This window comes from Pseudomonas sp. McL0111 (genome assembly GCF_052567255.1).
Map to the genome: position 1 here is coordinate 2,245,538 of NZ_CP199585.1, position 23,880 is coordinate 2,269,417.

The 23,880-nt window shown below is 55.4% G+C and carries 35 protein-coding genes; 34 read left to right on the forward strand and 1 reads right to left on the reverse strand.

The window, feature by feature from the left end:
* Positions 1–22: 22 nt before the first annotated feature.
* The 31 genes from tuf (at position 23) to bfr (ending at position 17,387) form a co-directional block, all read left to right on the forward strand.
* Positions 23–1,216: an elongation factor Tu gene (gene tuf / locus ACTWLJ_RS10145; protein ID WP_017848801.1), complete on the forward strand. Its 1,194-nt coding sequence runs from the start codon at positions 23–25 to the stop codon at positions 1,214–1,216.
* A 159-nt stretch (positions 1,217–1,375) separates the two neighbouring features.
* Positions 1,376–1,687 (forward strand): 30S ribosomal protein S10, encoded by a 312-nt coding sequence (rpsJ, locus tag ACTWLJ_RS10150; RefSeq protein WP_003186070.1) that lies wholly within the window; start codon positions 1,376–1,378, stop codon positions 1,685–1,687.
* Positions 1,688–1,767: 80 nt separating this feature from the next.
* Positions 1,768–2,403 (forward strand): 50S ribosomal protein L3, encoded by a 636-nt coding sequence (rplC, locus tag ACTWLJ_RS10155; RefSeq protein ID WP_003194649.1) that lies wholly within the window; start codon positions 1,768–1,770, stop codon positions 2,401–2,403.
* Positions 2,404–2,415: 12 nt separating this feature from the next.
* Positions 2,416–3,018 carry a 50S ribosomal protein L4 gene (gene rplD, locus ACTWLJ_RS10160; RefSeq protein WP_445180732.1) on the forward strand — a complete coding sequence of 201 codons (603 nt, stop codon included), beginning with the start codon at positions 2,416–2,418 and terminating at the stop codon, positions 3,016–3,018.
* A complete protein-coding gene (gene rplW, locus ACTWLJ_RS10165) occupies positions 3,015–3,314 on the forward strand; it encodes a 50S ribosomal protein L23 (RefSeq protein ID WP_002555488.1) in 300 nt (99 codons plus the stop codon). Before rplD ends, rplW begins: the two co-directional genes overlap by 4 nt.
* Before the next feature lie 14 nt (positions 3,315–3,328).
* The gene (gene rplB / locus ACTWLJ_RS10170) at positions 3,329–4,153 is read left to right on the forward strand and encodes a 50S ribosomal protein L2 (RefSeq protein WP_003176423.1); all 825 of its coding nucleotides are present in this window, start codon (positions 3,329–3,331) and stop codon (positions 4,151–4,153) included.
* Positions 4,154–4,169: 16 nt separating this feature from the next.
* Positions 4,170–4,445, forward strand: coding sequence for a 30S ribosomal protein S19 (rpsS, locus tag ACTWLJ_RS10175; protein WP_003228731.1), 276 nt, complete (start codon positions 4,170–4,172; stop codon positions 4,443–4,445).
* An 11-nt stretch (positions 4,446–4,456) separates the two neighbouring features.
* Positions 4,457–4,789: a 50S ribosomal protein L22 gene (gene rplV, locus ACTWLJ_RS10180; RefSeq protein WP_003103908.1), complete on the forward strand. Its 333-nt coding sequence runs from the start codon at positions 4,457–4,459 to the stop codon at positions 4,787–4,789.
* A 13-nt stretch (positions 4,790–4,802) separates the two neighbouring features.
* A complete protein-coding gene (gene rpsC / locus ACTWLJ_RS10185) occupies positions 4,803–5,489 on the forward strand; it encodes a 30S ribosomal protein S3 (RefSeq protein WP_003176422.1) in 687 nt (228 codons plus the stop codon).
* Between the two features lie 12 nt (positions 5,490–5,501).
* Positions 5,502–5,915, forward strand: a complete 414-nt coding sequence (rplP, locus tag ACTWLJ_RS10190) for a 50S ribosomal protein L16 (RefSeq protein WP_003176421.1) — start codon at positions 5,502–5,504, stop codon at positions 5,913–5,915.
* Positions 5,915–6,106: a 50S ribosomal protein L29 gene (rpmC, locus tag ACTWLJ_RS10195; RefSeq protein ID WP_002555481.1), complete on the forward strand. Its 192-nt coding sequence runs from the start codon at positions 5,915–5,917 to the stop codon at positions 6,104–6,106. Before rplP ends, rpmC begins: the two co-directional genes overlap by 1 nt.
* A gap of 2 nt (positions 6,107–6,108) precedes the next feature.
* Positions 6,109–6,375: a 30S ribosomal protein S17 gene (rpsQ, locus tag ACTWLJ_RS10200; protein ID WP_003194644.1), complete on the forward strand. Its 267-nt coding sequence runs from the start codon at positions 6,109–6,111 to the stop codon at positions 6,373–6,375.
* Between the two features lie 23 nt (positions 6,376–6,398).
* Positions 6,399–6,767, forward strand: coding sequence for a 50S ribosomal protein L14 (rplN, locus tag ACTWLJ_RS10205; RefSeq protein ID WP_002555479.1), 369 nt, complete (start codon positions 6,399–6,401; stop codon positions 6,765–6,767).
* A gap of 11 nt (positions 6,768–6,778) precedes the next feature.
* Positions 6,779–7,093 carry a 50S ribosomal protein L24 gene (gene rplX, locus ACTWLJ_RS10210; protein WP_003186046.1) on the forward strand — a complete coding sequence of 105 codons (315 nt, stop codon included), beginning with the start codon at positions 6,779–6,781 and terminating at the stop codon, positions 7,091–7,093.
* Between the two features lie 20 nt (positions 7,094–7,113).
* Positions 7,114–7,653, forward strand: coding sequence for a 50S ribosomal protein L5 (rplE, locus tag ACTWLJ_RS10215; RefSeq protein ID WP_003210069.1), 540 nt, complete (start codon positions 7,114–7,116; stop codon positions 7,651–7,653).
* 13 nt (positions 7,654–7,666) lie between these two features.
* Positions 7,667–7,972, forward strand: coding sequence for a 30S ribosomal protein S14 (gene rpsN / locus ACTWLJ_RS10220; protein ID WP_007918460.1), 306 nt, complete (start codon positions 7,667–7,669; stop codon positions 7,970–7,972).
* A gap of 209 nt (positions 7,973–8,181) precedes the next feature.
* Positions 8,182–8,574: a 30S ribosomal protein S8 gene (rpsH, locus tag ACTWLJ_RS10225; protein WP_007955638.1), complete on the forward strand. Its 393-nt coding sequence runs from the start codon at positions 8,182–8,184 to the stop codon at positions 8,572–8,574.
* A 12-nt stretch (positions 8,575–8,586) separates the two neighbouring features.
* Complete coding sequence (rplF, locus tag ACTWLJ_RS10230) at positions 8,587–9,120, forward strand: 50S ribosomal protein L6 (protein ID WP_003176412.1); 534 nt, start codon at positions 8,587–8,589, stop codon at positions 9,118–9,120.
* 10 nt (positions 9,121–9,130) lie between these two features.
* Positions 9,131–9,481: a 50S ribosomal protein L18 gene (gene rplR, locus ACTWLJ_RS10235; protein ID WP_003186037.1), complete on the forward strand. Its 351-nt coding sequence runs from the start codon at positions 9,131–9,133 to the stop codon at positions 9,479–9,481.
* Between the two features lie 3 nt (positions 9,482–9,484).
* Positions 9,485–9,985, forward strand: a complete 501-nt coding sequence (gene rpsE / locus ACTWLJ_RS10240; protein WP_003186035.1) for a 30S ribosomal protein S5 — start codon at positions 9,485–9,487, stop codon at positions 9,983–9,985.
* A gap of 2 nt (positions 9,986–9,987) precedes the next feature.
* Positions 9,988–10,164: a 50S ribosomal protein L30 gene (gene rpmD, locus ACTWLJ_RS10245; protein WP_003186033.1), complete on the forward strand. Its 177-nt coding sequence runs from the start codon at positions 9,988–9,990 to the stop codon at positions 10,162–10,164.
* A 3-nt stretch (positions 10,165–10,167) separates the two neighbouring features.
* Positions 10,168–10,605 carry a 50S ribosomal protein L15 gene (gene rplO / locus ACTWLJ_RS10250; protein WP_003228720.1) on the forward strand — a complete coding sequence of 146 codons (438 nt, stop codon included), beginning with the start codon at positions 10,168–10,170 and terminating at the stop codon, positions 10,603–10,605.
* Positions 10,606–11,934: a preprotein translocase subunit SecY gene (secY, locus tag ACTWLJ_RS10255; protein ID WP_003228718.1), complete on the forward strand. Its 1,329-nt coding sequence runs from the start codon at positions 10,606–10,608 to the stop codon at positions 11,932–11,934.
* A gap of 27 nt (positions 11,935–11,961) precedes the next feature.
* The gene (rpmJ, locus tag ACTWLJ_RS10260; protein ID WP_002555468.1) at positions 11,962–12,078 is read left to right on the forward strand and encodes a 50S ribosomal protein L36; all 117 of its coding nucleotides are present in this window, start codon (positions 11,962–11,964) and stop codon (positions 12,076–12,078) included.
* Positions 12,079–12,208: 130 nt separating this feature from the next.
* A complete protein-coding gene (gene rpsM, locus ACTWLJ_RS10265) occupies positions 12,209–12,565 on the forward strand; it encodes a 30S ribosomal protein S13 (protein ID WP_009045849.1) in 357 nt (118 codons plus the stop codon).
* A gap of 30 nt (positions 12,566–12,595) precedes the next feature.
* Complete coding sequence (rpsK, locus tag ACTWLJ_RS10270) at positions 12,596–12,985, forward strand: 30S ribosomal protein S11 (protein WP_002555466.1); 390 nt, start codon at positions 12,596–12,598, stop codon at positions 12,983–12,985.
* Between the two features lie 18 nt (positions 12,986–13,003).
* Positions 13,004–13,624: a 30S ribosomal protein S4 gene (rpsD, locus tag ACTWLJ_RS10275; RefSeq protein ID WP_003176404.1), complete on the forward strand. Its 621-nt coding sequence runs from the start codon at positions 13,004–13,006 to the stop codon at positions 13,622–13,624.
* A gap of 22 nt (positions 13,625–13,646) precedes the next feature.
* The gene (locus ACTWLJ_RS10280) at positions 13,647–14,648 is read left to right on the forward strand and encodes a DNA-directed RNA polymerase subunit alpha (protein WP_003186012.1); all 1,002 of its coding nucleotides are present in this window, start codon (positions 13,647–13,649) and stop codon (positions 14,646–14,648) included.
* A 42-nt stretch (positions 14,649–14,690) separates the two neighbouring features.
* Positions 14,691–15,077 carry a 50S ribosomal protein L17 gene (gene rplQ, locus ACTWLJ_RS10285; RefSeq protein ID WP_007918448.1) on the forward strand — a complete coding sequence of 129 codons (387 nt, stop codon included), beginning with the start codon at positions 14,691–14,693 and terminating at the stop codon, positions 15,075–15,077.
* Positions 15,078–15,315: 238 nt separating this feature from the next.
* Positions 15,316–16,770, forward strand: a complete 1,455-nt coding sequence (locus tag ACTWLJ_RS10290; protein WP_445180733.1) for a catalase — start codon at positions 15,316–15,318, stop codon at positions 16,768–16,770.
* A gap of 149 nt (positions 16,771–16,919) precedes the next feature.
* Positions 16,920–17,387 (forward strand): bacterioferritin, encoded by a 468-nt coding sequence (gene bfr, locus ACTWLJ_RS10295; RefSeq protein ID WP_401220638.1) that lies wholly within the window; start codon positions 16,920–16,922, stop codon positions 17,385–17,387.
* 65 nt (positions 17,388–17,452) lie between these two features.
* Here the strand turns inward: bfr and uvrA are convergent, their stop codons facing one another.
* Positions 17,453–20,287, reverse strand: a complete 2,835-nt coding sequence (gene uvrA, locus ACTWLJ_RS10300) for an excinuclease ABC subunit UvrA (RefSeq protein ID WP_445180734.1) — start codon at positions 20,285–20,287, stop codon at positions 17,453–17,455.
* A gap of 191 nt (positions 20,288–20,478) precedes the next feature.
* Here uvrA and ACTWLJ_RS10305 point away from each other — a divergent pair, with 191 nt between their 5' ends.
* The 3 genes from ACTWLJ_RS10305 (at position 20,479) to ACTWLJ_RS10315 (ending at position 23,816) form a co-directional block, all read left to right on the forward strand.
* Positions 20,479–21,876 carry an MFS transporter gene (locus ACTWLJ_RS10305; RefSeq protein ID WP_445180735.1) on the forward strand — a complete coding sequence of 466 codons (1,398 nt, stop codon included), beginning with the start codon at positions 20,479–20,481 and terminating at the stop codon, positions 21,874–21,876.
* Between the two features lie 9 nt (positions 21,877–21,885).
* Positions 21,886–22,410, forward strand: coding sequence for a single-stranded DNA-binding protein (locus ACTWLJ_RS10310; RefSeq protein ID WP_042561333.1), 525 nt, complete (start codon positions 21,886–21,888; stop codon positions 22,408–22,410).
* A 200-nt stretch (positions 22,411–22,610) separates the two neighbouring features.
* Positions 22,611–23,816 (forward strand): acyltransferase family protein, encoded by a 1,206-nt coding sequence (locus ACTWLJ_RS10315; RefSeq protein WP_445180736.1) that lies wholly within the window; start codon positions 22,611–22,613, stop codon positions 23,814–23,816.
* The last annotated feature ends 64 nt before the right edge of the window (positions 23,817–23,880 follow it).

Below are 23,880 nucleotides of genomic sequence, written 5' to 3' on the forward strand. Positions count from 1 at the left end.
TTTAGGCTAGGAGTTAATTGTCGTGGCTAAAGAAAAATTTGATCGTTCCCTACCGCACGTCAACGTTGGCACCATCGGTCACGTTGACCACGGTAAAACCACTCTGACCGCAGCTCTGACTCGCGTTTGCTCCGAAGTTTTCGGTTCCGCAATCGTTGACTTCGACAAGATCGACAGCGCGCCAGAAGAAAAAGCTCGTGGTATCACCATCAACACCGCGCACGTCGAGTACAACTCGAAGATCCGTCACTACGCTCACGTTGACTGCCCAGGTCACGCTGACTATGTGAAGAACATGATCACCGGTGCTGCCCAGATGGACGGCGCAATCCTGGTTTGCTCGGCCGCTGATGGTCCGATGCCACAAACCCGTGAGCACATCCTGCTGTCCCGTCAGGTTGGCGTTCCGTACATCGTGGTTTTCCTGAACAAGGCTGACCTGGTAGACGACGCTGAGCTGCTGGAACTGGTTGAGATGGAAGTTCGCGACCTGCTGTCGACTTACGACTTCCCAGGTGATGACACTCCAATCATCATCGGTTCGGCTCGTATGGCGCTGGAAGGTAAAGACGACAACGAAATGGGCACCACTGCCGTTCGTAAACTGGTTGAAACTCTGGACAGCTACATCCCAGAACCAGTTCGTCTGACCGACAAGCCATTCCTGATGCCAATCGAAGACGTATTCTCGATCTCGGGTCGCGGTACTGTTGTGACTGGTCGTATCGAGCGCGGTATCGTTCGCGTTCAGGATCCGCTGGAAATCGTTGGTCTGCGTGACACTACTGTTACCACCTGCACCGGCGTTGAAATGTTCCGCAAACTGCTCGACGAAGGTCGTGCTGGCGAGAACTGCGGCGTTCTGCTGCGTGGCACCAAGCGTGACGACGTTGAGCGTGGCCAGGTTCTGGTTAAGCCAGGTACCGTTAAGCCGCACACCAAGTTCACCGCAGAAGTTTACGTTCTGAGCAAGGAAGAAGGCGGCCGTCACACTCCGTTCTTCAAAGGCTACCGTCCACAGTTCTACTTCCGTACTACTGACGTGACTGGTAACTGCGAGCTGCCAGAAGGCGTTGAAATGGTAATGCCAGGTGACAACATTCAGATGACTGTTACCCTGATCAAAACCATCGCAATGGAAGACGGTCTGCGTTTCGCTATCCGTGAAGGCGGTCGTACCGTCGGCGCTGGCGTCGTAGCCAAAATCATCGAGTAAGACTCTTTGCTGAGTTAGCTTTGATGTTTTGAAAAAGCCTCCGCTCAGCGGGGGCTTTTTTTATTGGGTTGACACCTATATGGGGCGTCTATAGAATTGCGCCTCCTTTTAACGGGCGTATTGCGCTCGGTGGGAATAGCAGCCGGAGTCTGAAATCCAATGCAAAATCAGCAAATCCGTATCAGGTTGAAGGCTTTCGACCATCGCCTGATCGACCAATCAACCCAGGAAATCGTGGAAACCGCGAAACGTACTGGTGCTCAAGTGCGTGGTCCAATTCCACTGCCTACCCGTAAAGAGCGGTTCACCGTTCTGGTCTCCCCGCACGTCAACAAAGACGCGCGTGACCAGTACGAGATCCGTACTCATAAGCGCGTTCTGGACATCGTCCAGCCAACGGATAAAACCGTTGATGCTCTTATGAAGCTTGATCTTGCGGCCGGTGTGGAAGTGCAGATCAGCCTCGGCTAAGACTCGGTCTTAGTCGTGTAACGCTCTGAAATGGGCGGCCATAGCGGGTGAAAGCCCCGTACACTCATGAGGTTTACAACATGACTATTGGTGTAGTCGGTCGTAAATGCGGTATGACCCGTATTTTCACCGAAGAAGGTGTCTCCATTCCGGTCACGGTCATTGAGATCGAACCGAATCGCGTCACCCAGTTCAAAACTGAAGAGACCGATGGCTATCGTGCAGTGCAAGTCACTGTCGGCGAGCGTCGTGCTTCGCGTGTAACAGCAGCTCAGGCTGGCCACTTCGCTAAAGCGAACGTAGCCGCTGGTCGTACCGTAATGGAGTTCCGTCTTGAAGATGGCGACTACCAGGCCGGCGATCTGATCAACGCTGAAATCTTCGCCGCTGGTCAACTGGTTGATGTAACCGGTCAGTCCAAGGGTAAAGGCTTCCAGGGTACGATCAAGCGTTGGAACTTCCGCGGGCAAGATAACACCCACGGTAACTCCGTATCCCACCGCGTCCCAGGCTCTATCGGCCAGTGCCAGACTCCTGGTCGTGTATTCAAGGGCAAAAAAATGTCCGGTCATATGGGCGCTGAGCGCGTGACCGTGCAGTCCCTGGAAGTAGTGCGCGTGGACGCTGAACGCAATCTGTTGTTGGTCAAGGGTGCTGTTCCTGGCGCTACTGGCGGCAACCTGGTTGTACGTCCAGCAGCCAAGGCTCGCGGTTAAGGGGAAGCTGACATGCAATTAAATGTAAATGACGCTCAAGCGATCGAAGTTTCCGAACTGACGTTTGGCGGCGAGTTCAACGAGACTCTGGTTCACCAAGCAGTCGTGGCCTACATGGCCGGCGGCCGTCAAGGTACCAAGCAGCAAAAGACCCGTTCCGACGTTCGTGGTGGCGGTAAGCGCCCTTGGCGTCAGAAAGGTACTGGCCGTGCTCGTGCCGGTACTATCCGTAGCCCAATCTGGCGCGGCGGCGGTACCACTTTCGCAGCTCGTCCACAGGATCACTCCCAAAAGCTGAACAAGAAGATGTATCGCGCAGCAATGCGTTCCATCCTTGCTGAGCTGGTGCGTACTGATCGTCTGATCGTGGTTCAGGATTTCGCTGTTGAAACTCCGAAAACCAAAGATCTGCTGGGCAAACTGAACAACATGAGCCTGACCGACGTTCTGATCGTGTCCGACGCTGTTGATCAGAACCTGTACCTGGCTGCTCGCAACCTGCCACACGTTGATGTACGTGACGTGCAAGGTTCCGATCCAGTTAGTCTGATCGCATACGACAAGGTGTTGATCACCGTGTCGGCCGTGAAGAAATTCGAGGAGCTGCTGGGATGAACCAGGAACGCGTATTTAAAGTTCTGCTTGGCCCGCACGTTTCCGAGAAGGCTACGGTTCTGGCTGACAAGAAAGGCCAGTTCGTTTTCAAGGTTGCAACTGACGCAACCAAGCTGGAAATCAAGAAGGCCGTCGAAAGCCTGTTCAGCGTGAAAGTTGAGCGTGTTACTACCCTGAACGTTCTGGGTAAAAGCAAGCGCACAGCTCGCGGTCTGGGCAAGCGTAATGACTGGAAGAAGGCAGTTATCTCCCTTCAGCCAGGCCAAGATCTCGATTTCAGCAGCAGTGCTGAGTAAGGAAGGGGTGCATCATGGCAATCGTTAAATGCAAACCGACTTCCCCTGGCCGCCGTTTTGTGGTCAAGGTGGTCAACCAGGAGCTGCATAAAGGCGCTCCTCACGCACCGCTGCTCGAGAAAAAATCGAAGACTGGTGGTCGTAACAACAATGGCCGTATTACCACTCGTCACATCGGTGGTGGTCATAAGCAGCATTATCGTCTGGTCGATTTCCGTCGCAACGACAAAGATGGCATCTCTGCCACTGTCGAGCGTATCGAATACGATCCAAACCGTACTGCTCACATCGCTCTGCTGCTGTACGCAGATGGCGAGCGTCGCTACATCATCGCCCCTAAAGGCGTGAGCGCTGGCGACCAGCTGATCGCAGGTGCTTTGGCGCCGATCAAGCCGGGCAACGCTCTGCAACTGCGCAACATTCCAGTTGGTAGCACCGTACACGGCATCGAACTGAAGCCAGGTAAAGGCGCACAAATCGCTCGTTCCGCTGGTGCTTCGGCTCAGCTGATCGCTCGTGAAGGCGTTTACGTGACCCTGCGTCTGCGTTCCGGTGAAATGCGTAAAGTACTGGCTGAATGCCGTGCGACCTTGGGCGAGGTCTCGAACTCCGAGCACAGCCTGCGTTCGCTGGGTAAAGCTGGTGCCAAACGCTGGCGTGGCGTTCGCCCAACCGTTCGTGGTGTTGCCATGAACCCGGTTGACCACCCACATGGTGGTGGTGAAGGTCGTACCTCTGGTGGTCGTCATCCGGTATCGCCATGGGGCTTCCCGACTAAGGGCGCGAAGACTCGTGGTAATAAGCGTACCGACAAAATGATCGTCCGTCGTCGCAAGTAAATAGAGGGATACGACAGTGCCACGTTCTCTGAAAAAAGGTCCTTTTATTGATCTTCACCTACTGAAGAAGATCGAAGTGGCGGCGGAAAAGAACGATCGCAAACCAATTAAGACTTGGTCGCGTCGTTCGATGATCCTGCCACAAATGGTCGGTCTGACCATCGCAGTACACAACGGTCGTCAACACGTCCCAGTTCTCGTTAACGAAGACATGGTCGGCCACAAACTGGGCGAGTTCGCCGGTACCCGCACTTATCGCGGGCACGTGGCTGACAAGAAAGCCAAGCGTTAAGGGGTTAGGAAATGGAAGTAGCCGCTAAGTTGTCGGGCGCTCGAATCTCCGCCCAGAAAGCCCGCTTGGTCGCCGACCAGATTCGCGGGAAGAAGGTGGGCGAAGCGCTCAACTTGTTGGCTTTCAGCAGTAAGAAAGCCGCCGAGATCATGAAAAAAGTGCTGGAGTCGGCCGTAGCCAACGCCGAGCATAACGAAGGCGCAGACGTTGATGACCTTAAGGTCAGCACCGTTTTCGTCAACGAAGGGCGTTCGCTGAAGCGCATCATGCCACGTGCCAAAGGCCGTGCTGATCGCATCGTCAAGCGGTCTTGCCATATCACTGTCAAGGTTGCTGACAAGTAACGGAGTCGAAGAGATGGGTCAGAAAGTACATCCCATTGGCATTCGCCTGGGAATCGTCAAGGAGCACACCTCCGTCTGGTACGCAGACGGTCGGACTTATGCGGACTATTTGTTCGCTGATCTGAAGGTGCGCGAGTATCTCCAAGACAAACTAAAAAGCGCGTCCGTAAGCCGTATCGATATCCATCGTCCGGCCCAAACTGCACGTATCACCATCCACACCGCTCGTCCAGGTATTGTTATCGGGAAGAAAGGTGAAGATGTTGAGAAACTGCGTCAGGACCTGACCAAGCAAATGGGTGTGCCTGTGCACATCAATATCGAAGAGATCCGCAAGCCGGAGCTCGACGGTATGCTGGTTGCGCAGAGCGTAGCTCAGCAGCTGGAGCGCCGTGTAATGTTCCGTCGCGCTATGAAGCGCGCAGTACAGAACGCAATGCGCATTGGTGCCAAAGGCATCAAAATCCAAGTGAGCGGTCGTCTCGGCGGTGCTGAAATCGCACGTACTGAATGGTATCGCGAAGGTCGTGTGCCATTGCACACCCTGCGTGCCGACATCGACTATGCCAACTACGAAGCTCACACCACTTACGGTGTGATCGGTGTAAAGGTTTGGATCTTCAAAGGCGAAGTTATTGGTGGTCGCCAAGAAGAGCTGAAACCACAAGCACCAGCGCCTCGTAAAAAAGCTGCTAAGTAAGGGGTACGCCAAATGTTGCAACCTAAGCGTACGAAGTTCCGCAAGCAGATGACAGGCCACAACCGTGGTCTGGCTCAGCGCGGTAGCAAAGTCAGCTTCGGCGAGTTCGCGCTGAAGTCTGTAGCTCGTGGTCGTCTCACCGCTCGTCAGATCGAGTCAGCGCGTCGTGCACTGACCCGTCACGTTAAACGTGGCGGCAAGATCTGGATCCGTGTATTCCCGGACAAGCCTATTTCCAAAAAGCCACTCGAAGTTCGGATGGGTAAAGGTAAGGGTAACGTCGAATACTGGGTTGCCCAGATTCAGCCAGGCAAAGTCCTGTATGAAATCGAGGGTGTTTCTGAAGAGCTGGCGCGTGAGGCTTTCGCCCTGGCTGCTGCAAAGCTGCCGCTCGCCACCTCCTTTGTTAAACGGACGGTGATGTGATGAAAGCGAATGAACTTCGTGAAAAATCCGCACAGCAGCTGAACGAGCAACTGCTCGGCTTGCTGCGCGACCAGTTCAATCTGCGTATGCAGAAAGCAACTGGCCAGTTGGGGCAGTCTCATCTGCTCTCGCAAGTTAAGCGTGACATTGCTCGCGTGAAGACTGTGCTCAACCAGCAGGCAGGTAAGTGATCATGGCTGAAGCCGAAAAAACTGTCCGTACGCTGACTGGCCGTGTTGTCAGCGACAAGATGGACAAAACCATCACCGTTCTGATCGAGCGTCGCGTTAAGCACCCGATCTACGGTAAATACGTTAAGCGTTCGACTAAGCTGCACGCGCACGACGAAACCAATCAGTGCCACATCGGCGACAAAGTCACTATTCGTGAAACTCGTCCGATGGCCAAGACCAAGTCTTGGGCACTGGTTGATGTTCTCGAACGCGCTGTGGAAGTCTAAGGACTAGGGGTCGGAGAAATTATATGATTCAGACTCAATCCATGCTCGATGTGGCCGATAACAGCGGCGCACGCCGCGTTATGTGCATCAAGGTGCTGGGTGGCTCCCATCGTCGTTACGCTGGTATCGGTGACATCATCAAAGTTACCGTGAAGGAAGCAATTCCTCGCGGTAAAGTGAAAAAAGGCCAAGTGATGACTGCTGTTGTAGTCCGCACTCGTCACGGCGTACGTCGTGCTGATGGCTCCATTATCCGCTTTGATGGCAACGCTGCTGTTCTTCTGAACAACAAGCAAGAGCCGATCGGCACCCGTATCTTTGGGCCAGTGACCCGTGAACTTCGTACTGAGAAGTTCATGAAGATCGTCTCGCTCGCCCCAGAAGTGCTGTAAGGAGATCCGACATGCAAAAGATTCGTCGTGACGACGAGATCATCGTGATCGCCGGCAAAGACAAAGGTAAGCGCGGTAAGGTGCTGAAGGTTCTTGCTGACAACCGTCTGGTTGTTGGTGGTCTGAACCTGGTCAAGCGTCATACCAAGCCTAACCCGATGTCGGGCGTACAGGGCGGTATCGTCGAGAAAGAAGCGCCATTGCACGCTTCTAACGTCGCCATCTTCAACGGCGAAACCAACAAGGCTGACCGCGTTGGTTTCAAAGTAGAAGACGGTAAGAAAATTCGTGTCTTCAAGTCGACCCAAAAAGCGGTTGATGCTTGAACACTGCTAGGTAGAAGACCATGGCACGACTAAAAGAGATTTACCGGAAGGAAATCGCTCCGAAACTTAAGGAAGAACTTAAGCTTTCGAACGTGATGGAAGTTCCGCGCGTTACCAAAATCACCTTGAACATGGGTCTGGGCGAAGCGATCGGCGACAAAAAAGTCATCGAGCACGCTGTTGCTGACCTGGAAAAGATCACCGGCCAAAAAGTCGTTGTGACCTACGCTCGTAAATCCATCGCTGGCTTTAAAGTCCGTGAAGGATGGCCGATCGGCGTCAAAGTGACTCTGCGCCGTGAGCGTATGTACGAGTTCCTGGATCGTCTGCTGTCGATCTCCCTGCCTCGGGTTCGCGACTTCCGCGGCCTGAATGCCAAGTCCTTCGATGGTCGTGGTAACTACAGCATGGGCGTGAAAGAGCAGATCATTTTCCCGGAAATCGACTACGACAAGATCGATGCTCTCCGCGGTCTGGACATTACCCTGACCACCACTGCCAAGAACGATGATGAAGGCCGCGCTCTGCTGCGTGCTTTCAAATTCCCGTTCCGCAACTGATTGGAGTAGGAAAATGGCCAAGAAGAGCATGAAGAACCGTGAGCTGAAGCGTCAGCTCACCGTTGCCAAGTACGCCACCAAGCGTGCAGCACTGAAAGCTATCATCGTTGATCTGAACGCAAGTCCAGAAGCGCGTTGGGAAGCTACAGTAGCTCTGCAGAAGCAACCACGTGACGCAAGCGCTGCGCGCATGCGTAACCGTTGCCGCCTGACTGGTCGTCCGCACGGCGTTTACCGCAAGTTCGGCCTTGGCCGTAACAAACTGCGTGAAGCGGCAATGCGTGGCGATGTACCAGGTCTGGTTAAAGCCAGCTGGTAATTGCTGTCAAAGCCTTGATGTTCGGGTTCGCAAGAACCTGACCATCGGTGGCCTTGAATCTGAATCAAGCCCCTTTTGGGGCTTGATTCATTTCTGGGGTGTGTCTAGAATGACCGGCTCGCCTGAGCCCGTGTTTTTCTTGCCCGGAGTTTCTCGGCGACAAGTAGTAGCCGCAAGGCTAATTTTTTTGTATTAGGAGCGTCTAGCCCATGAGTATGCAGGACCCGTTAGCGGACATGCTAACTCGAATCCGTAATGCCCAGATGGCTGAAAAGTCCGTCGTAAGCATGCCGTCTTCCACGTTGAAGGTGGCTGTAGCAAAAGTCCTGAAGGACGAAGGTTACATCGCGGGTTTTCAGATCACCACCGACGCTAAGCCGTCGTTGTCCATCGAGCTGAAGTACTTCGAAGGCCGTCCGGTCATCGAAGAAGTGAAGCGCGTTAGTCGTCCAGGCCTGCGTCAGTACAAGTCCGTTGAAGATCTGCCGAAAGTTCGTGGCGGTCTTGGCGTGTCTATCGTCTCCACCAACAAAGGTGTGATGACGGATCGTGCTGCGCGCGCTGCCGGTGTCGGCGGCGAAGTTCTTTGCACTGTGTTCTAAGGGGGGATAAGCATGTCTCGCGTCGCTAAGAACCCCGTTAAGCTGCCAGCCGGTGTCGAAGTAAAATTCGCAGGCCAACAGCTTTCGGTGAAGGGTGCCAAGGGCACTCTTGAACTGAACATCCATTCGTCCGTTGAGATCGTTGAAGAAGCTGGTGAGCTGCGTTTCGCTGCTCGCAATGGCGATCAACAAACTCGCGCAATGGCAGGTACCACGCGTGCGTTGGTAAACAACATGGTCCAAGGCGTAAGCCAAGGCTTCGAGCGCAAGCTCCAGCTGGTCGGTGTTGGTTACAAAGCGCAAGCAAAAGGCACGGTTCTGAACCTGGCCCTTGGCTTCTCGCACCCAGTGGATTACGAACTGCCGGAAGGCATCACCGCTGAGACTCCTAGCCAGACCGATATCCTGATCAAGGGCATCGATAAGCAGCTGGTAGGTCAAGTGGCCGCTGAGATCCGCGACTTCCGTCCACCAGAGCCGTACAAAGGCAAAGGTGTGCGCTACGCGGACGAAGTCGTCCGTCGTAAAGAAGCCAAGAAGAAGTAGGGCATAGCAAATGACCGACAAAAAAGTTACTCGACTGCGTCGCGCTCGCAAAGCACGCCTGAAAATGCACGAACTCGAAGTCGTGCGTCTCTGCGTGTTCCGCTCGTCGCAGCACATCTACGCCCAGGTCATCTCGGCCGACGGCAACAAAGTCCTGGCAAGCGCCTCGACTTTGGATAAAGAACTGCGTGATGGTGCCACTGGCAACATCGACGCGGCCACTAAGGTTGGCCAGCTGGTCGCTACGCGTGCTAAGGCCGCTGGCGTCTCGCAAGTGGCTTTCGACCGCTCTGGCTTCAAGTACCACGGCCGCGTTAAAGCGCTGGCTGATGCTGCTCGTGAAGCTGGGCTGGAGTTCTAAGTTATGTCAAATAACGACCAAAAGCGCGACGAAGGCTACATTGAGAAGCTGGTTCAAGTTAACCGCGTAGCCAAAACCGTTAAAGGCGGCCGTATCTTCACTTTCACCGCGTTGACCGTGGTTGGTGATGGTAAAGGGCGTGTTGGCTTCGGCCGTGGCAAGTCACGTGAAGTGCCTGCTGCGATCCAGAAGGCAATGGAAGCTGCTCGCCGCAACATGATCCAAGTTGATCTGAACGGTACCACTCTGCAGTACGCAATGAAGTCCGCTCACGGCGCTTCGAAGGTGTACATGCAGCCTGCTTCTGAAGGTACCGGTATCATCGCTGGCGGCGCTATGCGTGCTGTCCTCGAAGTTGCTGGCGTTCAGAACGTTCTGGCCAAGTGCTACGGCTCGACTAACCCGGTAAACGTGGTTCACGCCACTTTCAAAGGTTTGAAAGCTATGCAATCTCCTGAGTCCATTGCCGCCAAGCGTGGCAAAAGTGTTAAGGAGATCTTCTGATCATGGCTACCGTTAAAGTAACGCTGATCAAAAGCATGACCGGCCGCATCCCTAACCACAAACTGTGCGTTAAGGGTCTGGGTCTGCGTCGCATCGGTCACACTGTAGAAGTCCTGGATACTCCCGAGAATCGCGGGATGATCAACAAGGCTTACTACATGCTGCGTGTCGAGGGTTAATCGATGAAACTCAATGATCTGAGTCCAGCGCCGGGTTCCCGTCGCGAAAAGCATCGTCCGGGCCGTGGTATCGGTAGCGGTTTGGGTAAGACTGGTGGCCGTGGCCACAAAGGTCAAACCTCCCGCTCCGGTGGCACCATCGCTCCAGGCTTTGAAGGCGGTCAACAGCCGCTGCATCGTCGTCTGCCGAAGTTCGGTTTCGTTTCCCTGAAGGCCATGGATCGCGCAGAAGTGCGTCTGTCCGAGCTGGCTAAAGTGGAAGGCGACATCGTTACTGTGCAGTCCCTGAAAGATGCCAACGTGATCAACGTCAACGTACAGCGTGTGAAAATCATGCTGTCCGGTGAAGTGACTCGCGCTGTCACTATCGGCAAGGGAATCGGCGCCACCAAAGGTGCGCGTGCGGCTATCGAAGCAGCTGGCGGCAAGTTCGAGGAATAAATGGCTAAGCAAGGTGCTCTCTCTGCGCTCGGCAAAGGCGGTATGTCTGAACTCTGGGCTCGTCTGCGTTTTCTGTTCCTGGCGATTATCGTCTACCGAATAGGCGCACACATCCCGGTTCCAGGTATCAACCCGGACCGACTCGCAGACCTGTTTCGACAGAATGAGGGGACCATTCTTAGCTTGTTCAACATGTTTTCCGGCGGTGCGCTGGAGCGGATGAGCATCTTTGCACTGGGGATCATGCCGTACATTTCGGCATCGATCATCATGCAATTGATGACAGCCGTCAGCCCACAGCTGGAGCAGTTGAAGAAGGAAGGTGAAGCTGGCCGTCGCAAGATCAGCCAGTACACCCGCTACGGCACCGTCGTTCTCGCTCTCGTTCAGGCTATTGGCATGTCCATTGGTCTGGCGGGGCAGGGCGTGGCGTTCACTGGTGACTTTGGCTTCCATTTCGTCGCGGTATCCACTTTTGTGGCTGGTGCGATGTTCATGATGTGGCTGGGTGAGCAGATTACTGAGCGTGGTGTAGGTAACGGTATCTCGATGTTGATTTTTTCGGGTATCGTCGCCGGTCTTCCGAGAGCAATCGGGCAGTCTTTCGAGTCTGCACGTCAGGGCGATATCAATATCTTTGCCCTGGTTGCCATCGGTTTGCTGGCAGTAGCGATTATCGGTTTCGTGGTGTTCATTGAGCGTGGTCAGCGTCGTATTGCTGTTCACTACGCCAAGCGTCAGCAGGGCCGCAAGGTTTTTGCTGCGCAGACAAGCCACTTGCCGCTGAAGGTGAACATGGCCGGCGTTATTCCGGCTATTTTCGCGAGCAGCATTTTGCTGTTCCCGGCTTCGTTGGGTGCCTGGTTCGGTCAGTCTGAAGGTATGGGCTGGTTGCAGGACATCTCGCAGTCGATCGCTCCTGGTCAGCCGTTGAATATTCTGCTGTTTAGTGCAGGGATTATTTTCTTCTGCTTCTTCTATACGGCGTTGATGTTCAATCCGAAAGACGTAGCGGAAAACCTGAAGAAGTCCGGTGCCTTTATTCCGGGCATCCGTCCAGGTGAGCAGTCTGCGCGCTATATTGATGGCGTTCTGACTCGCTTGACCATGTTCGGTGCTCTTTACATGACGGCCGTGTGCCTGCTGCCCCAGTTCCTGGTGGTTGCAGCCAACGTACCGTTCTACCTTGGCGGGACCTCGTTGCTGATCGTCGTCGTGGTTGTGATGGACTTCATGTCCCAAGTACAATCGCACCTCGTTTCGCACCAGTACGAATCCCTGATGAAGAAAGCCAACCTGAAGGGTTACGGCAGCGGCATGTTGCGCTGAGTACCCATAAGGTTCGAGGAGTTGGTGATGAAAGTTCGTGCATCGGTGAAAAAGCTGTGCCGTAACTGCAAAATTATTCGCCGCGAAGGTGTTGTTCGAGTAATTTGCAGCGCGGAACCGCGTCACAAACAGCGCCAAGGCTGAGTGTGATTGTGCTTCAAGCCCGGCAGCTAGTGCGCTGCCGGGTTGATTATTTGTTATTACAGCGATATTATCTCGCGCCCTATTTCTTGGCTTCCGGGGCGTAGGTAGCTGTCAATTGGAGTCCCACTGAATGGCCCGTATTGCAGGCGTTAACATTCCAGATAACAAGCATACTGTTATCTCGCTGACCTACATCTATGGTGTTGGTCGCACAACTGCACAGAAGATCTGTGCAGAAACTGGGGTAAACCCAGCAGCAAAGATCAAAGATCTGAGCGACGAGCAAATTGAACAGCTGCGTGGCGAAGTGGCGAAGTTCACCACTGAAGGTGACCTGCGTCGCGAAATCAACATGAAAATCAAGCGCTTGATGGACCTCGGTTGCTATCGCGGTCTGCGTCATCGTCGTGGTCTTCCAGTACGCGGTCAGCGTACCAAGACTAACGCGCGTACCCGTAAAGGTCCGCGTAAGCCGATCCGCAAGTAATCGCCCCAGCGAATCGACAGGAATTTAATCATGGCAAAACCTGCTGCTCGTCCTCGTAAAAAAGTTAAAAAGACAGTGGTTGATGGCATCGCCCACATCCATGCATCTTTTAACAACACCATCGTGACCATTACCGACCGTCAAGGTAACGCTCTTTCCTGGGCTACCTCCGGTGGTTCGGGTTTCCGCGGTTCCCGCAAGTCCACCCCGTTTGCTGCTCAAGTAGCTGCTGAACGTGCTGGTCAAGCTGCGCTGGAATATGGCCTGAAAAACCTCGACGTCAACGTCAAAGGTCCAGGTCCAGGTCGTGAATCCGCAGTCCGCGCTTTGAATGGCTGTGGCTACAAGATCGCCAGCATCACCGACGTGACGCCAATCCCGCACAACGGGTGCCGTCCGCCGAAGAAGCGCCGCGTGTAATCCAGGAGATTGTAAAGAATGGCTCGTTACATTGGTCCAAAATGCAAACTCGCTCGTCGCGAAGGCACCGATCTCTTCCTGAAGAGCGGCGTGCGCGCGATCGAATCGAAGTGCAACATTGAAGCAGCACCTGGTATCCACGGCCAACGCCGCGGTCGCCAGTCCGATTACGGCACCCAACTGCGTGAAAAGCAGAAGGTCCGTCGTATCTACGGCGTTCTCGAGCGTCAATTCAGCGGCTACTACAAAGAAGCTGCTGGCAAGAAAGGTGCAACCGGTGAAAACCTGCTGCAACTGCTCGAATGCCGTCTGGACAACGTTGTATACCGTATGGGCTTTGGTTCTACTCGTGCCGAATCCCGTCAGCTGGTATCGCACAAGTCGATCAGCGTTAACGGTCAGACCGTAAACGTTCCGTCTTACCAGGTTCGTGCTGGTGACGTGGTTGCAGTTCGCGAGAAAGCAAAAAACCAACTTCGCATTGTCCAAGCTCTCGATCTGTGTGCCCAACGTGGCCGCGTAGAATGGGTAGAAGTAGACACTGAGAAGAAGTCGGGCGTTTTCAAGAACGTTCCTGCTCGCAGTGATCTGTCCGCCGACATCAACGAAAGCCTGATTGTCGAGCTCTACTCCAAGTAAGGGCTAGAAAATAGGTGCATCCATGCAGATTTCGGTAAATGAGTTCCTGACACCCCGCCATATTGATGTGCAGGTTGTCAGTCCAACCCGCGCCAAGATCACTCTCGAGCCTCTCGAGCGTGGTTTTGGCCACACCCTGGGCAACGCGCTGCGACGCATCCTGTTGTCCTCAATGCCCGGCTGCGCAGTAGTCGAGGCCGAGATTGACGGTGTGCTCCACGAGTACAGCGCCATCGAAGGTGTACAGGAAGACGTAATTGAAATCCTGTTGAACCTTAAAGGTCTGGCCATCAAGCTGCACGGTCGTGACGAAGTTACGCTGACCTTGTCGAAGAAGGGTTCGGGGGTGGTTACCGCTGCCGATATTCAGCTGGATCATGATGTCGAGATCGTTAATCCCGATCACGTAATCGCTAACCTGGCGTCTAACGGCGCCCTGAACATGAAGCTCACCGTAGCTCGTGGTCGTGGTTATGAACCAGCAGACTCGCGTCAGAGCGATGAAGACGAAAGCCGCAGCATCGGTCGCTTGCAGCTTGACTCTTCGTTCAGCCCGGTTCGCCGTATCGCATACGTGGTGGAAAACGCCCGTGTCGAGCAGCGTACTAACCTGGACAAGCTGGTTATTGATCTGGAAACCAACGGTACTCTGGATCCTGAAGAGGCTATTCGCCGCGCTGCAACCATTCTGCAACAGCAGTTGGCTGCGTTCGTCGACCTCAAAGGTGACAGTGAACCAGTGGTTGTCGAGCAGGAAGACGAGATCGATCCGATCCTGCTTCGCCCGGTTGACGATCTGGAACTGACTGTACGTTCGGCTAACTGCCTTAAGGCGGAAAACATCTACTACATCGGTGACCTGATTCAGCGTACCGAAGTAGAGCTGTTGAAGACTCCGAACCTGGGCAAGAAATCCTTGACTGAAATCAAGGACGTTCTGGCCTCCCGCGGTCTGTCCCTCGGCATGCGCCTCGACAACTGGCCGCCTGCAAGTCTTAAGAAGGACGACAAGGCGACTGCCTGATCGTCGTAATCACCGAACGTAGTGTTTGGTAAGGAATGAACCATGCGTCATCGTAAAAGTGGTCGTCACCTGAGCCGCACCAGCTCGCACCGCAAGGCTATGTTCCAGAACATGGCAGTGTCGCTGTTCGAGCACGAGCTGATCAAAACTACTCTGCCAAAAGCCAAAGAACTGCGTCGCGTTGCTGAGCCGCTGATCACTCTGGCCAAGACAGACAGCCTGGCTAACCGCCGTCTGGCTTTCGACCGTACCCGTTCGAAAGCTATCGTTGGTAAGCTCTTCAACGACCTGGGCAAGCGTTACGCTACCCGTGAGGGTGGCTACCTGCGCATCCTCAAGTGCGGTTTCCGCACTGGCGACAACGCGCCTATGGCGTACGTCGAGTTGGTTGATCGTGCTACTGCTGGCGAAGCTGTATCCGCCGAGTAAGACGTCAGTCTGAAACAAAGAACCGGGCCTAGTGCCCGGTTTTTTGTGTCCGTAATAAATGCGCTGTCCATACAAGCTTCCGACACCCTTCTGTTGTCACTATGTCATGGCTTTGATCGTTAGTAATTTTCTATCGATGTCCGCAAGTTAATGAATTTGTGGGTGTCACATGGATGATCAATACTGCCATCAAGCCGATTAGCCGGCAGTTACATGACTGACAGAGGAAGAAGACCGTATGAGCCAGACCAAAACGCTTACGACCGCCAGTGGCGCACCTGTCGCTGATAACCAGAATTCCCGCTCCGCCGGCCCACGAGGCCCGCTGCTGCTCGACGATTTTCACCTGATCGAGAAGCTCGCCCATTTCAACCGCGAAAACATCCCTGAGCGTCGCGTTCACGCCAAAGGCTCGGGTGCCTACGGTACTTTCACCGTTACCCGCGATATCACCGAATACACCAGCGCCAAGCTGTTCGAATCTGTCGGCAAGCAAACCCCGACTTTCCTGCGCTTTTCCACCGTTGGTGGCGAGCGTGGTTCGGCCGATACCGAGCGTGACCCGCGCGGTTTTGCCCTGAAGTTCTACACCGAAGAAGGCAACTGGGACATCGTTGGCAACAACACCCCGGTGTTCTTCATTCGTGATCCGCTGAAGTTTCCAGATTTCATCCACACCCAGAAGCGTCTGCCGCAGAGCAATCTGAAAAGTGCACAGATGATGTGGGATTTCTGGTCGCATTCGCCTGAAGCGCTGCACCAGGTCACCATTCTGTTCTCGGATCGCGGTATTCCCGACGGCTACCGTCACATGCACGGTTTCGGCAGTCACACCTACAGCTTGCTCAGTGCTCAAGGTGAGCGTCATTGGGTGAAGTGGCATTACAAGACAAAGCAAGGGATCAAGAACCTTGCACCGGCCGACGCTGCTCGTCTGGCAGGTACTGATCCGGATTACGCCCAGCGAGACCTGTTCGAAGCCATCGAGCGCGGTGATTTCCCGAAATGGCGGGTATGCATCCAGATCATGACGGAGGCTCAGGCCGCCGCGCATTACGAGAATCCGTTCGATGTGACCAAAACCTGGTCGCAGAAAGAATTCCCACTGATTGAAGTGGGTGAGCTGGAACTCAACCGCAATCCACAAAATTACTTTGCCGAGGTCGAGCAAGCTGCATTCGGTCCGAGCAACATGGTTCCAGGTGTAGGGCTGTCGCCGGATCGCATGCTGCAAGGTCGCGTGTTCGCCTACGCCGACGCACATCGCTACCGTATTGGCACCAACCACCAGCAATTGCCGGTGAATGCGCCACGCAGTCCGGTGAACACCTACCAGCGCGACGGTTCGATGGCTTTCGGCAGCAATGGTGGTGCTGCACCTAACTACGAGCCGAACAGCTACATCGAATCGCCAAAACAAGCTCCGCATTACGCCGAGCCTGCGTTGGCCTTGAGTGGCGCGGCTGATCGCTATGATCATCGCGAGGACACCGATTACTACAGCCACGCCGGTGCGCTGTTCCGCCTGATGAGCGACGAGCAAAGAGCATTGCTGGTCAGCAACATTGCCGGTGCGATGGCGGGTGTTTCGAGCGATGTTGTCGATCGCCAGCTGCAGCATTTCTACAAAGCTGATCCGGCGTATGGAGAAGCAATCGCAAAGCTGCTCAACGTACAGCTTAACGAAGTCTAAACGAGAAGCAGAACCGCCCTCATTAGGGCGGTTTTTGCGTTATTTAGGCTGCTTTTCTCAGAATATCTTCGCTTTTATTGCGCTAAGCGAGTGACCTTACAGTCAGGTTGGTTCAAACTACAGACTTTCAAGTAGGGAGATGTAGGGCGATGCAAGGCCACCCAGACGTAATCGATTACCTCAACACGTTGCTGACCGGCGAACTGGCCGCGCGTGATCAATATTTCGTTCATTCGCGGATGTATGAGGACTGGGGGTTCACCAAGCTCTACGAGCGAATCAACCACGAGATGGAAGAAGAGGCGGGTCATGCTGATGCCCTGATGCGCCGAATCCTGATGCTCGAAGGCACTCCCCGCATGCGTCCGGATGATCTGGATGTCGGCACTACGGTGCCGAACATGCTCGAAGCGGATCTGCGCCTCGAATACAAAGTCCGCGCCGCGCTGTGCAAAGGCATTGAGCTTTGCGAGCAGCACAAGGACTACGTCAGCCGCGAGATCTTGCGCGTTCAGCTCAACGATACCGAAGAAGATCACACCTACTGGCTGGAAAAGCAGTTGGGCCTGATCAAGCTGATCGGTCTCGAGAACTACCTGCAATCGCACACTTCCTGATTGCATCAGATACAAAAAAGCCCCTGTCACTTCATCAGTGACAGGGGCTTTTTCATGTCCGGCGTTTAAGCCCGGTCGCGGATCAACAACGGTTTCAGGTAATGACCGGTGTGAGATTGCTTCATCTCGGCCACTTCCTCAGGTGTGCCGGTGGCGATGATCTGTCCACCTTTGGAACCGCCTTCTGGGCCCAAGTCCACCAGCCAGTCAGCGGTCTTGATCACGTCGAGGTTATGCTCGATCACCACCACCGTATTGCCGTGGTCACGCAGTCGATGCAGCACGTCGAGCAATTGCTGAATATCCGCGAAGTGCAGGCCGGTGGTCGGCTCATCGAGGATATACAGGGTCTTGCCAGTGTCACGCTTGGACAGCTCACGAGACAGCTTGACCCGCTGCGCCTCACCACCTGACAGCGTCGTTGCCGACTGGCCAAGCTTGATGTACGACAGACCGACATCCATCAGCGTTTGCAGCTTGCGCGCCAGCGCCGGCACCGCGTCGAAGAACACGCGAGCCTCCTCGATAGTCATCTCGAGGGTTTCGTGGATGTTCTTGCCCTTGTATTTGATCTCAAGGGTTTCGCGGTTGTAGCGCTTGCTCTTGCACACGTCGCACGGCACGTAGATGTCCGGCAGGAAGTGCATTTCCACCTTGATCAGACCGTCGCCCTGGCACGCTTCGCAGCGACCGCCCTTGACGTTGAACGAGAAACGCCCCGGGCCATAACCACGGGAGCGTGATTCCGGTACGCCGGCGAACAGCTCGCGGATCGGAGTGAACAGGCCGGTATAAGTCGCCGGGTTGGAACGTGGCGTCCGGCCAATCGGGCTCTGGTCGATATCGACGACCTTGTCCAGATGCTCCAGGCCCTTGATGCTGTCGTGCGCCGCTGCTTCCAGCGTAGTCGCGCCGTTGAGTGCCGTAGCGCTCAGCGGGAACAACGTATTGTTGATCAGCGTCGATTTGCCTGAACCGGAAACACCCGTCACGCAGGTCAGCAGGCCAATCGGGATGTCCAGATCAACGTTGCGCAGGTTGTTGCCCCGTGCGCCCTTGAGCGACAGATTCAACTTCTTGTTGCGCGGCGTACGCTTGGCCGGTACTTCGATCTTCACCCGGCCCGACAGGTATTTGCCGGTCAGGGAATCCGGGTGCGCCATGACTTCGGCTGGCGTGCCTTCGGCGACGATCTGGCCGCCGTGAACCCCGGCGCCCGGGCCGATATCGACGACGTAGTCGGCCAGACGAATTGCATCTTCATCGTGCTCAACGACGATCACCGTATTACCGATGTCGCGCAGGTGCTTGAGGGTGCCAAGCAGTCGGTCGTTGTCCCGCTGATGCAAGCCGATGGACGGTTCATCGAGGATGTACAGCACGCCTACCAGACCGGCACCGATCTGACTGGCCAGACGAATCCGCTGCGCCTCGCCGCCAGACAACGTATCGGCGCTGCGATCCAGTGACAGATAATCAAGACCGACGTTGACCAGAAATTGCAGACGCTCGCGGATTTCCTTGAGAATCTTGTCTGCGATTTCGCCGCGACGGCCAGTCATCTTCAACTCGCCGAAATACACGCAGGCATCGCCGATTGGCAGATTGGTCACTGCCGGCAGAGTTTTCTCGCCAACCCAAACGTGCCGCGCTTCGCGGCGCAGGCGGGTACCACGGCAATCCGGGCAAGCCTGAGTGCTGAGAAACTTGGCCAGTTCTTCGCGCACGCTGGCCGACTCGGTTTCGCGATAGCGTCGCTCAAGGTTCGGCACGATGCCTTCGAACGGGTGCGAACGCTTGACGATGTCGCCACGGTCGTTGAGGTACTTGAAGTCAACGTTCTGTGAGCCACTTCCGTGCAGAATGTATTTCTGCTGATCGGCAGGCAACTGATTGAACGGCACCTCAAGGCTGAAACCGTAATGCGAGGCCAACGAGCCGAGCATCTGGAAGTAATAGACGTTACGCCTGTCCCAGCCGCGTATCGCGCCCTCGGCCAAGGTCAGTTCGCCGTTTACCAGGCGTTTAATGTCGAAGAACTGTTTAACCCCCAGGCCATCGCAAGTCGGGCAAGCGCCGGCCGGGTTGTTGAAGGAAAACAGTTTGGGTTCCAGCTCGCTGATCGCGTGGCCGCAGATCGGGCAGGCGAAACGCGCGGAGAAGATCATCTCTTCGCCGGGTTCGTCGTCCATCGGCGCCACTAGCGCGATACCGTCCGCCAGTTTCAACGCGGTCTCGAACGACTCGGCCAGACGCTGCTGCAGGTCGGCGCGGACTTTGAAGCGGTCGACGATCACATCAATCGAATGCTTCTTCTGTTTATCCAGCTTCGGCAGCTCGTCGAGCTCGCAGATCCGGCCGTTGACGCGGGCGCGGACGAAGCCTTGGGCTCGCAGCTCTTCAAATACCGACAGATGCTCGCCTTTGCGCTCGCGAATGACTGGTGCAAGCAGCATCAGTTTGCTGCCTTCCGGCTGGGCCAGCACCAGGTCAACCATCTGGCTGACGGTCTGCGCTTCCAGCGGAATGTCATGATCCGGGCAGCGCGGCGTACCGACGCGAGCGTAGAGCAGGCGCAGGTAGTCGTAGATTTCGGTGATGGTGCCGACCGTGGAGCGCGGGTTGTGCGAGGTCGACTTCTGTTCGATGGAAATTGCCGGCGACAGGCCTTCGATGGTGTCGACGTCGGGTTTTTCCATCATCGACAAAAACTGTCGGGCATAGGCCGACAGGGATTCGACATAGCGGCGCTGACCTTCGGCATATAGCGTGTCAAAGGCCAGGGACGACTTGCCGGATCCGGACAGGCCGGTGATGACGATCAGCTTGTCCCGTGGCAGGGTCAGGTCGATGTTCTTCAGGTTGTGGGTACGGGCCCCACGTATCAGGATCTTGTCCAAAGTGGCCTCGCTCGGCGGGCGTCGAAAACGTAGGAGTATACGGCCAAATACTGGATGGATGCACACTATCAAGCGAAGGGTTTTTAGCCCTGGATGAAGAGAGTTTCATCTATACGCGTCAAAGCGTCGCGATCTACCCTGTCTTTCGATGGGACTGGTAGAATCGCCGCCGGTTCACACGAGGTTTTTCCATGCACGATCTCCACAGCGAACGCATGAGTGGCAGCGAGACCCGCGCAGCGAGCGGTCTGGCCCTGGTGTTCGCCTTCCGTATGCTTGGCATGTTCATGGTGTTGCCGGTACTGGCGACCTACGGCATGGACCTGGCGGGAGCGACCCCGGCCCTGATCGGGCTGGCGATTGGCGCTTATGGCCTGACTCAGGCGGTTTTCCAGATTCCGTTCGGCTTCATCTCCGACCGCATCGGCCGTCGTCCGGTGATTTACCTCGGGCTGATCGTCTTCGCCCTCGGCAGTGTGCTGGCTGCTCAGGCCGATTCGATCTGGGGCGTGATCGCCGGACGCATCCTGCAAGGCGCCGGGGCGATTTCCGCTGCGGTCATGGCGCTGCTCTCGGACCTGACCCGCGAACAGCATCGCACCAAAGCCATGGCGATGATCGGCATGACCATCGGCCTGTCGTTTGCCGTGGCCATGGTGGTCGGCCCGCTGCTGACCAGTGCTTTCGGACTCTCCGGGCTGTTTTTCGCCACGGGCGGCATGGCGTTGTTCGGCATCGTCATCGTTATGTTCATGGTGCCGAAGTCCACCGGGCCATTGCAGCATCGTGAATCCGGCGTGGCACGTCAGGCATTGTTGCCAACGCTCAAGCACCCGGACTTGCTGCGTCTGGACCTTGGTATTTTTGTGTTGCACGCGATGCTGATGTCGAGCTTCGTTGCACTGCCGTTGGCGCTGGTGGAAAAAGCCGGTTTGCCAAAGGAGCAGCACTGGTGGGTTTACCTGACCGCGCTGCTGATTTCTTTCTTCGCCATGATCCCGTTCATCATCTACGGCGAGAAGAAACGCAAAATGAAACGAATTTTGCTCGGCGCCGTCCTGACGTTGATGCTCACTGAGCTATTCTTCTGGCAGTTCGGCAACAGCTTGCGAGCTCTGGTGATCGGCACGGTGGTTTTCTTCACCGCGTTCAATCTGCTGGAAGCTTCCCTGCCGTCGCTGATCAGCAAGGTTTCACCGGCGGGCGGGAAGGGCACGGCCATGGGCGTGTATTCCACCAGCCAGTTCCTCGGTTCGGCGCTCGGCGGGATACTCGGCGGCTGGCTGTTTCAGCATGGCGGTCTGTCGGTTGTGTTCCTTGGATGTGCCGGTCTGGCTGCCATCTGGCTGGCCTTTGCTGTTACCATGCGCGAACCTCCCTACGTGACGAGTCTGCGTTTGCCGTTGTCGCCCGAGGCGATCCGCGAAGCGGGTCTGGTCGAGCGCCTCAAGGCCCTCGTAGGGGTAACAGATGCAGTGATAGTCGCTGATGAAGCGGCTGTTTACATCAAACTGGACAAAGAATTAGTGGATCGCGACACCCTCGAACGCCTGGTGAACAACCCGGCCGAGGCTGCTTGCGAAGCCTAGGAGAACGTTATGGCCCGTGGGGTTAACAAAGTCATATTGGTCGGCACTTGCGGCCAGGATCCCGAAGTTCGCTACCTGCCTAACGGTAACGCCGTGACCAACCTGAGTCTGGCAACCAGCGAACAGTGGACCGACAAGCAAACCGGTCAGAAGGTCGAGAAGACCGAGTGGCACCGTGTTTCGATGTTCGGCAAAGTTGCCGAAATCGCTGGCGAATACCTGCGTAAGGGTTCGCAGGTCTACATCGAAGGCAAGCTGCAGACCCGCGAGTGGGAAAAAGACGGTATCAAGCGTTACACCACCGAAATCGTGGTCGACATGCAAGGCACCATGCAACTGCTCGGCGGCCGTCCACAACAGGGCGAACAACAAGGCGGTGGCAACAACTACCAGCAATCCGCTCCAGCGCCACGCCAACAGGCTCCGCGCCCGCAGCAGTCGGCACCGCAACAGCGTTCGGCTCCGGCACCTCAGCAGGCCGCACCGCAGCCAGCTCCGGACTTCGACAGCTTTGATGACGATATTCCGTTCTGATTTCAGAATGAGTCGTTACATGGCTTAAGCACAAAACCCTCGCATTGCGGGGGTTTTGTCGTTTTGGTGGAAGTAGAGCTTGAAGGCGAAGGGGAAGCCGTTCCATGATCCGCGCCGGAGACTGCTTAGCCAGCCCGTTTTTCCACCGAAGAATACCCAACGATCAGCTCGCTGTTCGTTCACAAAAACAAGAGAGTCCGATGAGCAGTAGCAAGAATAAGGAAATCGAGTATTTGCGGGGTGTGGCCATCCTTATGACGGTTTTTACCCACCTCCCGCAGTTGCTGCCGTTCCATGATTTGCTCTTGGGCAAGCTGTTCAATGTGTATTGGCCATGGACCGGTGTGGATCTGTTTTTCTGTATTTCGGGCTATGTCGTAAGCAAGGCTTACCTTGATTATTTCGACCAAAGCCGAGAGCAGAACAGGTTTGGTCTTGCAGCGAGTTCTTTCTGGATCAGGCGGGCTTATCGACTGCTGCCTACGGCCTGGTTGTGGGTGCTCATACCGCTGGCATTCTCGATTTTCTTCAATCAGTCGGACGCATTTCAGTCCTGGTTCTACAACCTGCGCAGCTTCACTGCTGTTGCGACATTCACCGGTAACCTAGCCAACCAGTACGGCATGATTCTGGGGCCTAATTCGGTGTACTGGAGCCTGGCGCTGGAGGAGCAGTTCTACTTCATATTCCCGTTATTTCTGCTGCTGGTGACTTCGCCACGTTGGCGAGTGATTATTCTGATCGCGCTGATCGCTTTGCAATTCGGCTTTGACCGCAATGGTTTCGGCGCACCGCCCGCGCCTATGCTTTTCTCGTTCCGGCTGGATGCGATGATGTGGGGGATTCTGCTCTGCATGTTCTCCCGCACGTCTTTGTACAAAGACTTTGAGCCAGTCGGGCTCGGCACCAGTTCGTTCAAGCGGCTCGCCGTTACGCTATTTCTTTTGTACATGCTGGGCGCCATCGCTGCCCAAATGATCAGCGTGCCGATTGCTGTCGGCCTGATTGCGATAACAGCGTTGATACTTGTCTGGCTGGCCAGTTATCAAAAGGGCTACATCTATTGCCCGGCGTTGTTGGGCGGTTTGTTCGAGTGGTTGGGATCGCGCTCGTACGCGTTGTATGTCGTGCACATTTTCGCCTACCACTTGAGCACTGAAATCTGGACGCGCATTGCAGCCAACAGCGGCGAAACGCTCGGGGCGGGATATACAATCCAGCTCCTGCTCACGTCCCTGGTGATCATGTTGGTGTGCAGTGAACTCAATTACCGGTTCGTCGAATCACCTTTGCGTCGTCGGGGCGCGGAGATAGCCCGCCGTAGAATGGCTGGCGTGATCACGCCAGGTCGCGACAAGCAAGACGTCGCGACGCCGGCCCCGGTCCGTACAACCGAGTTGTCGTAAGCCACGGCAAGCACAAAAAAACCGTAGCGCGTTCACGCTACGGTTTTTTTTGGCCGGAATTAAC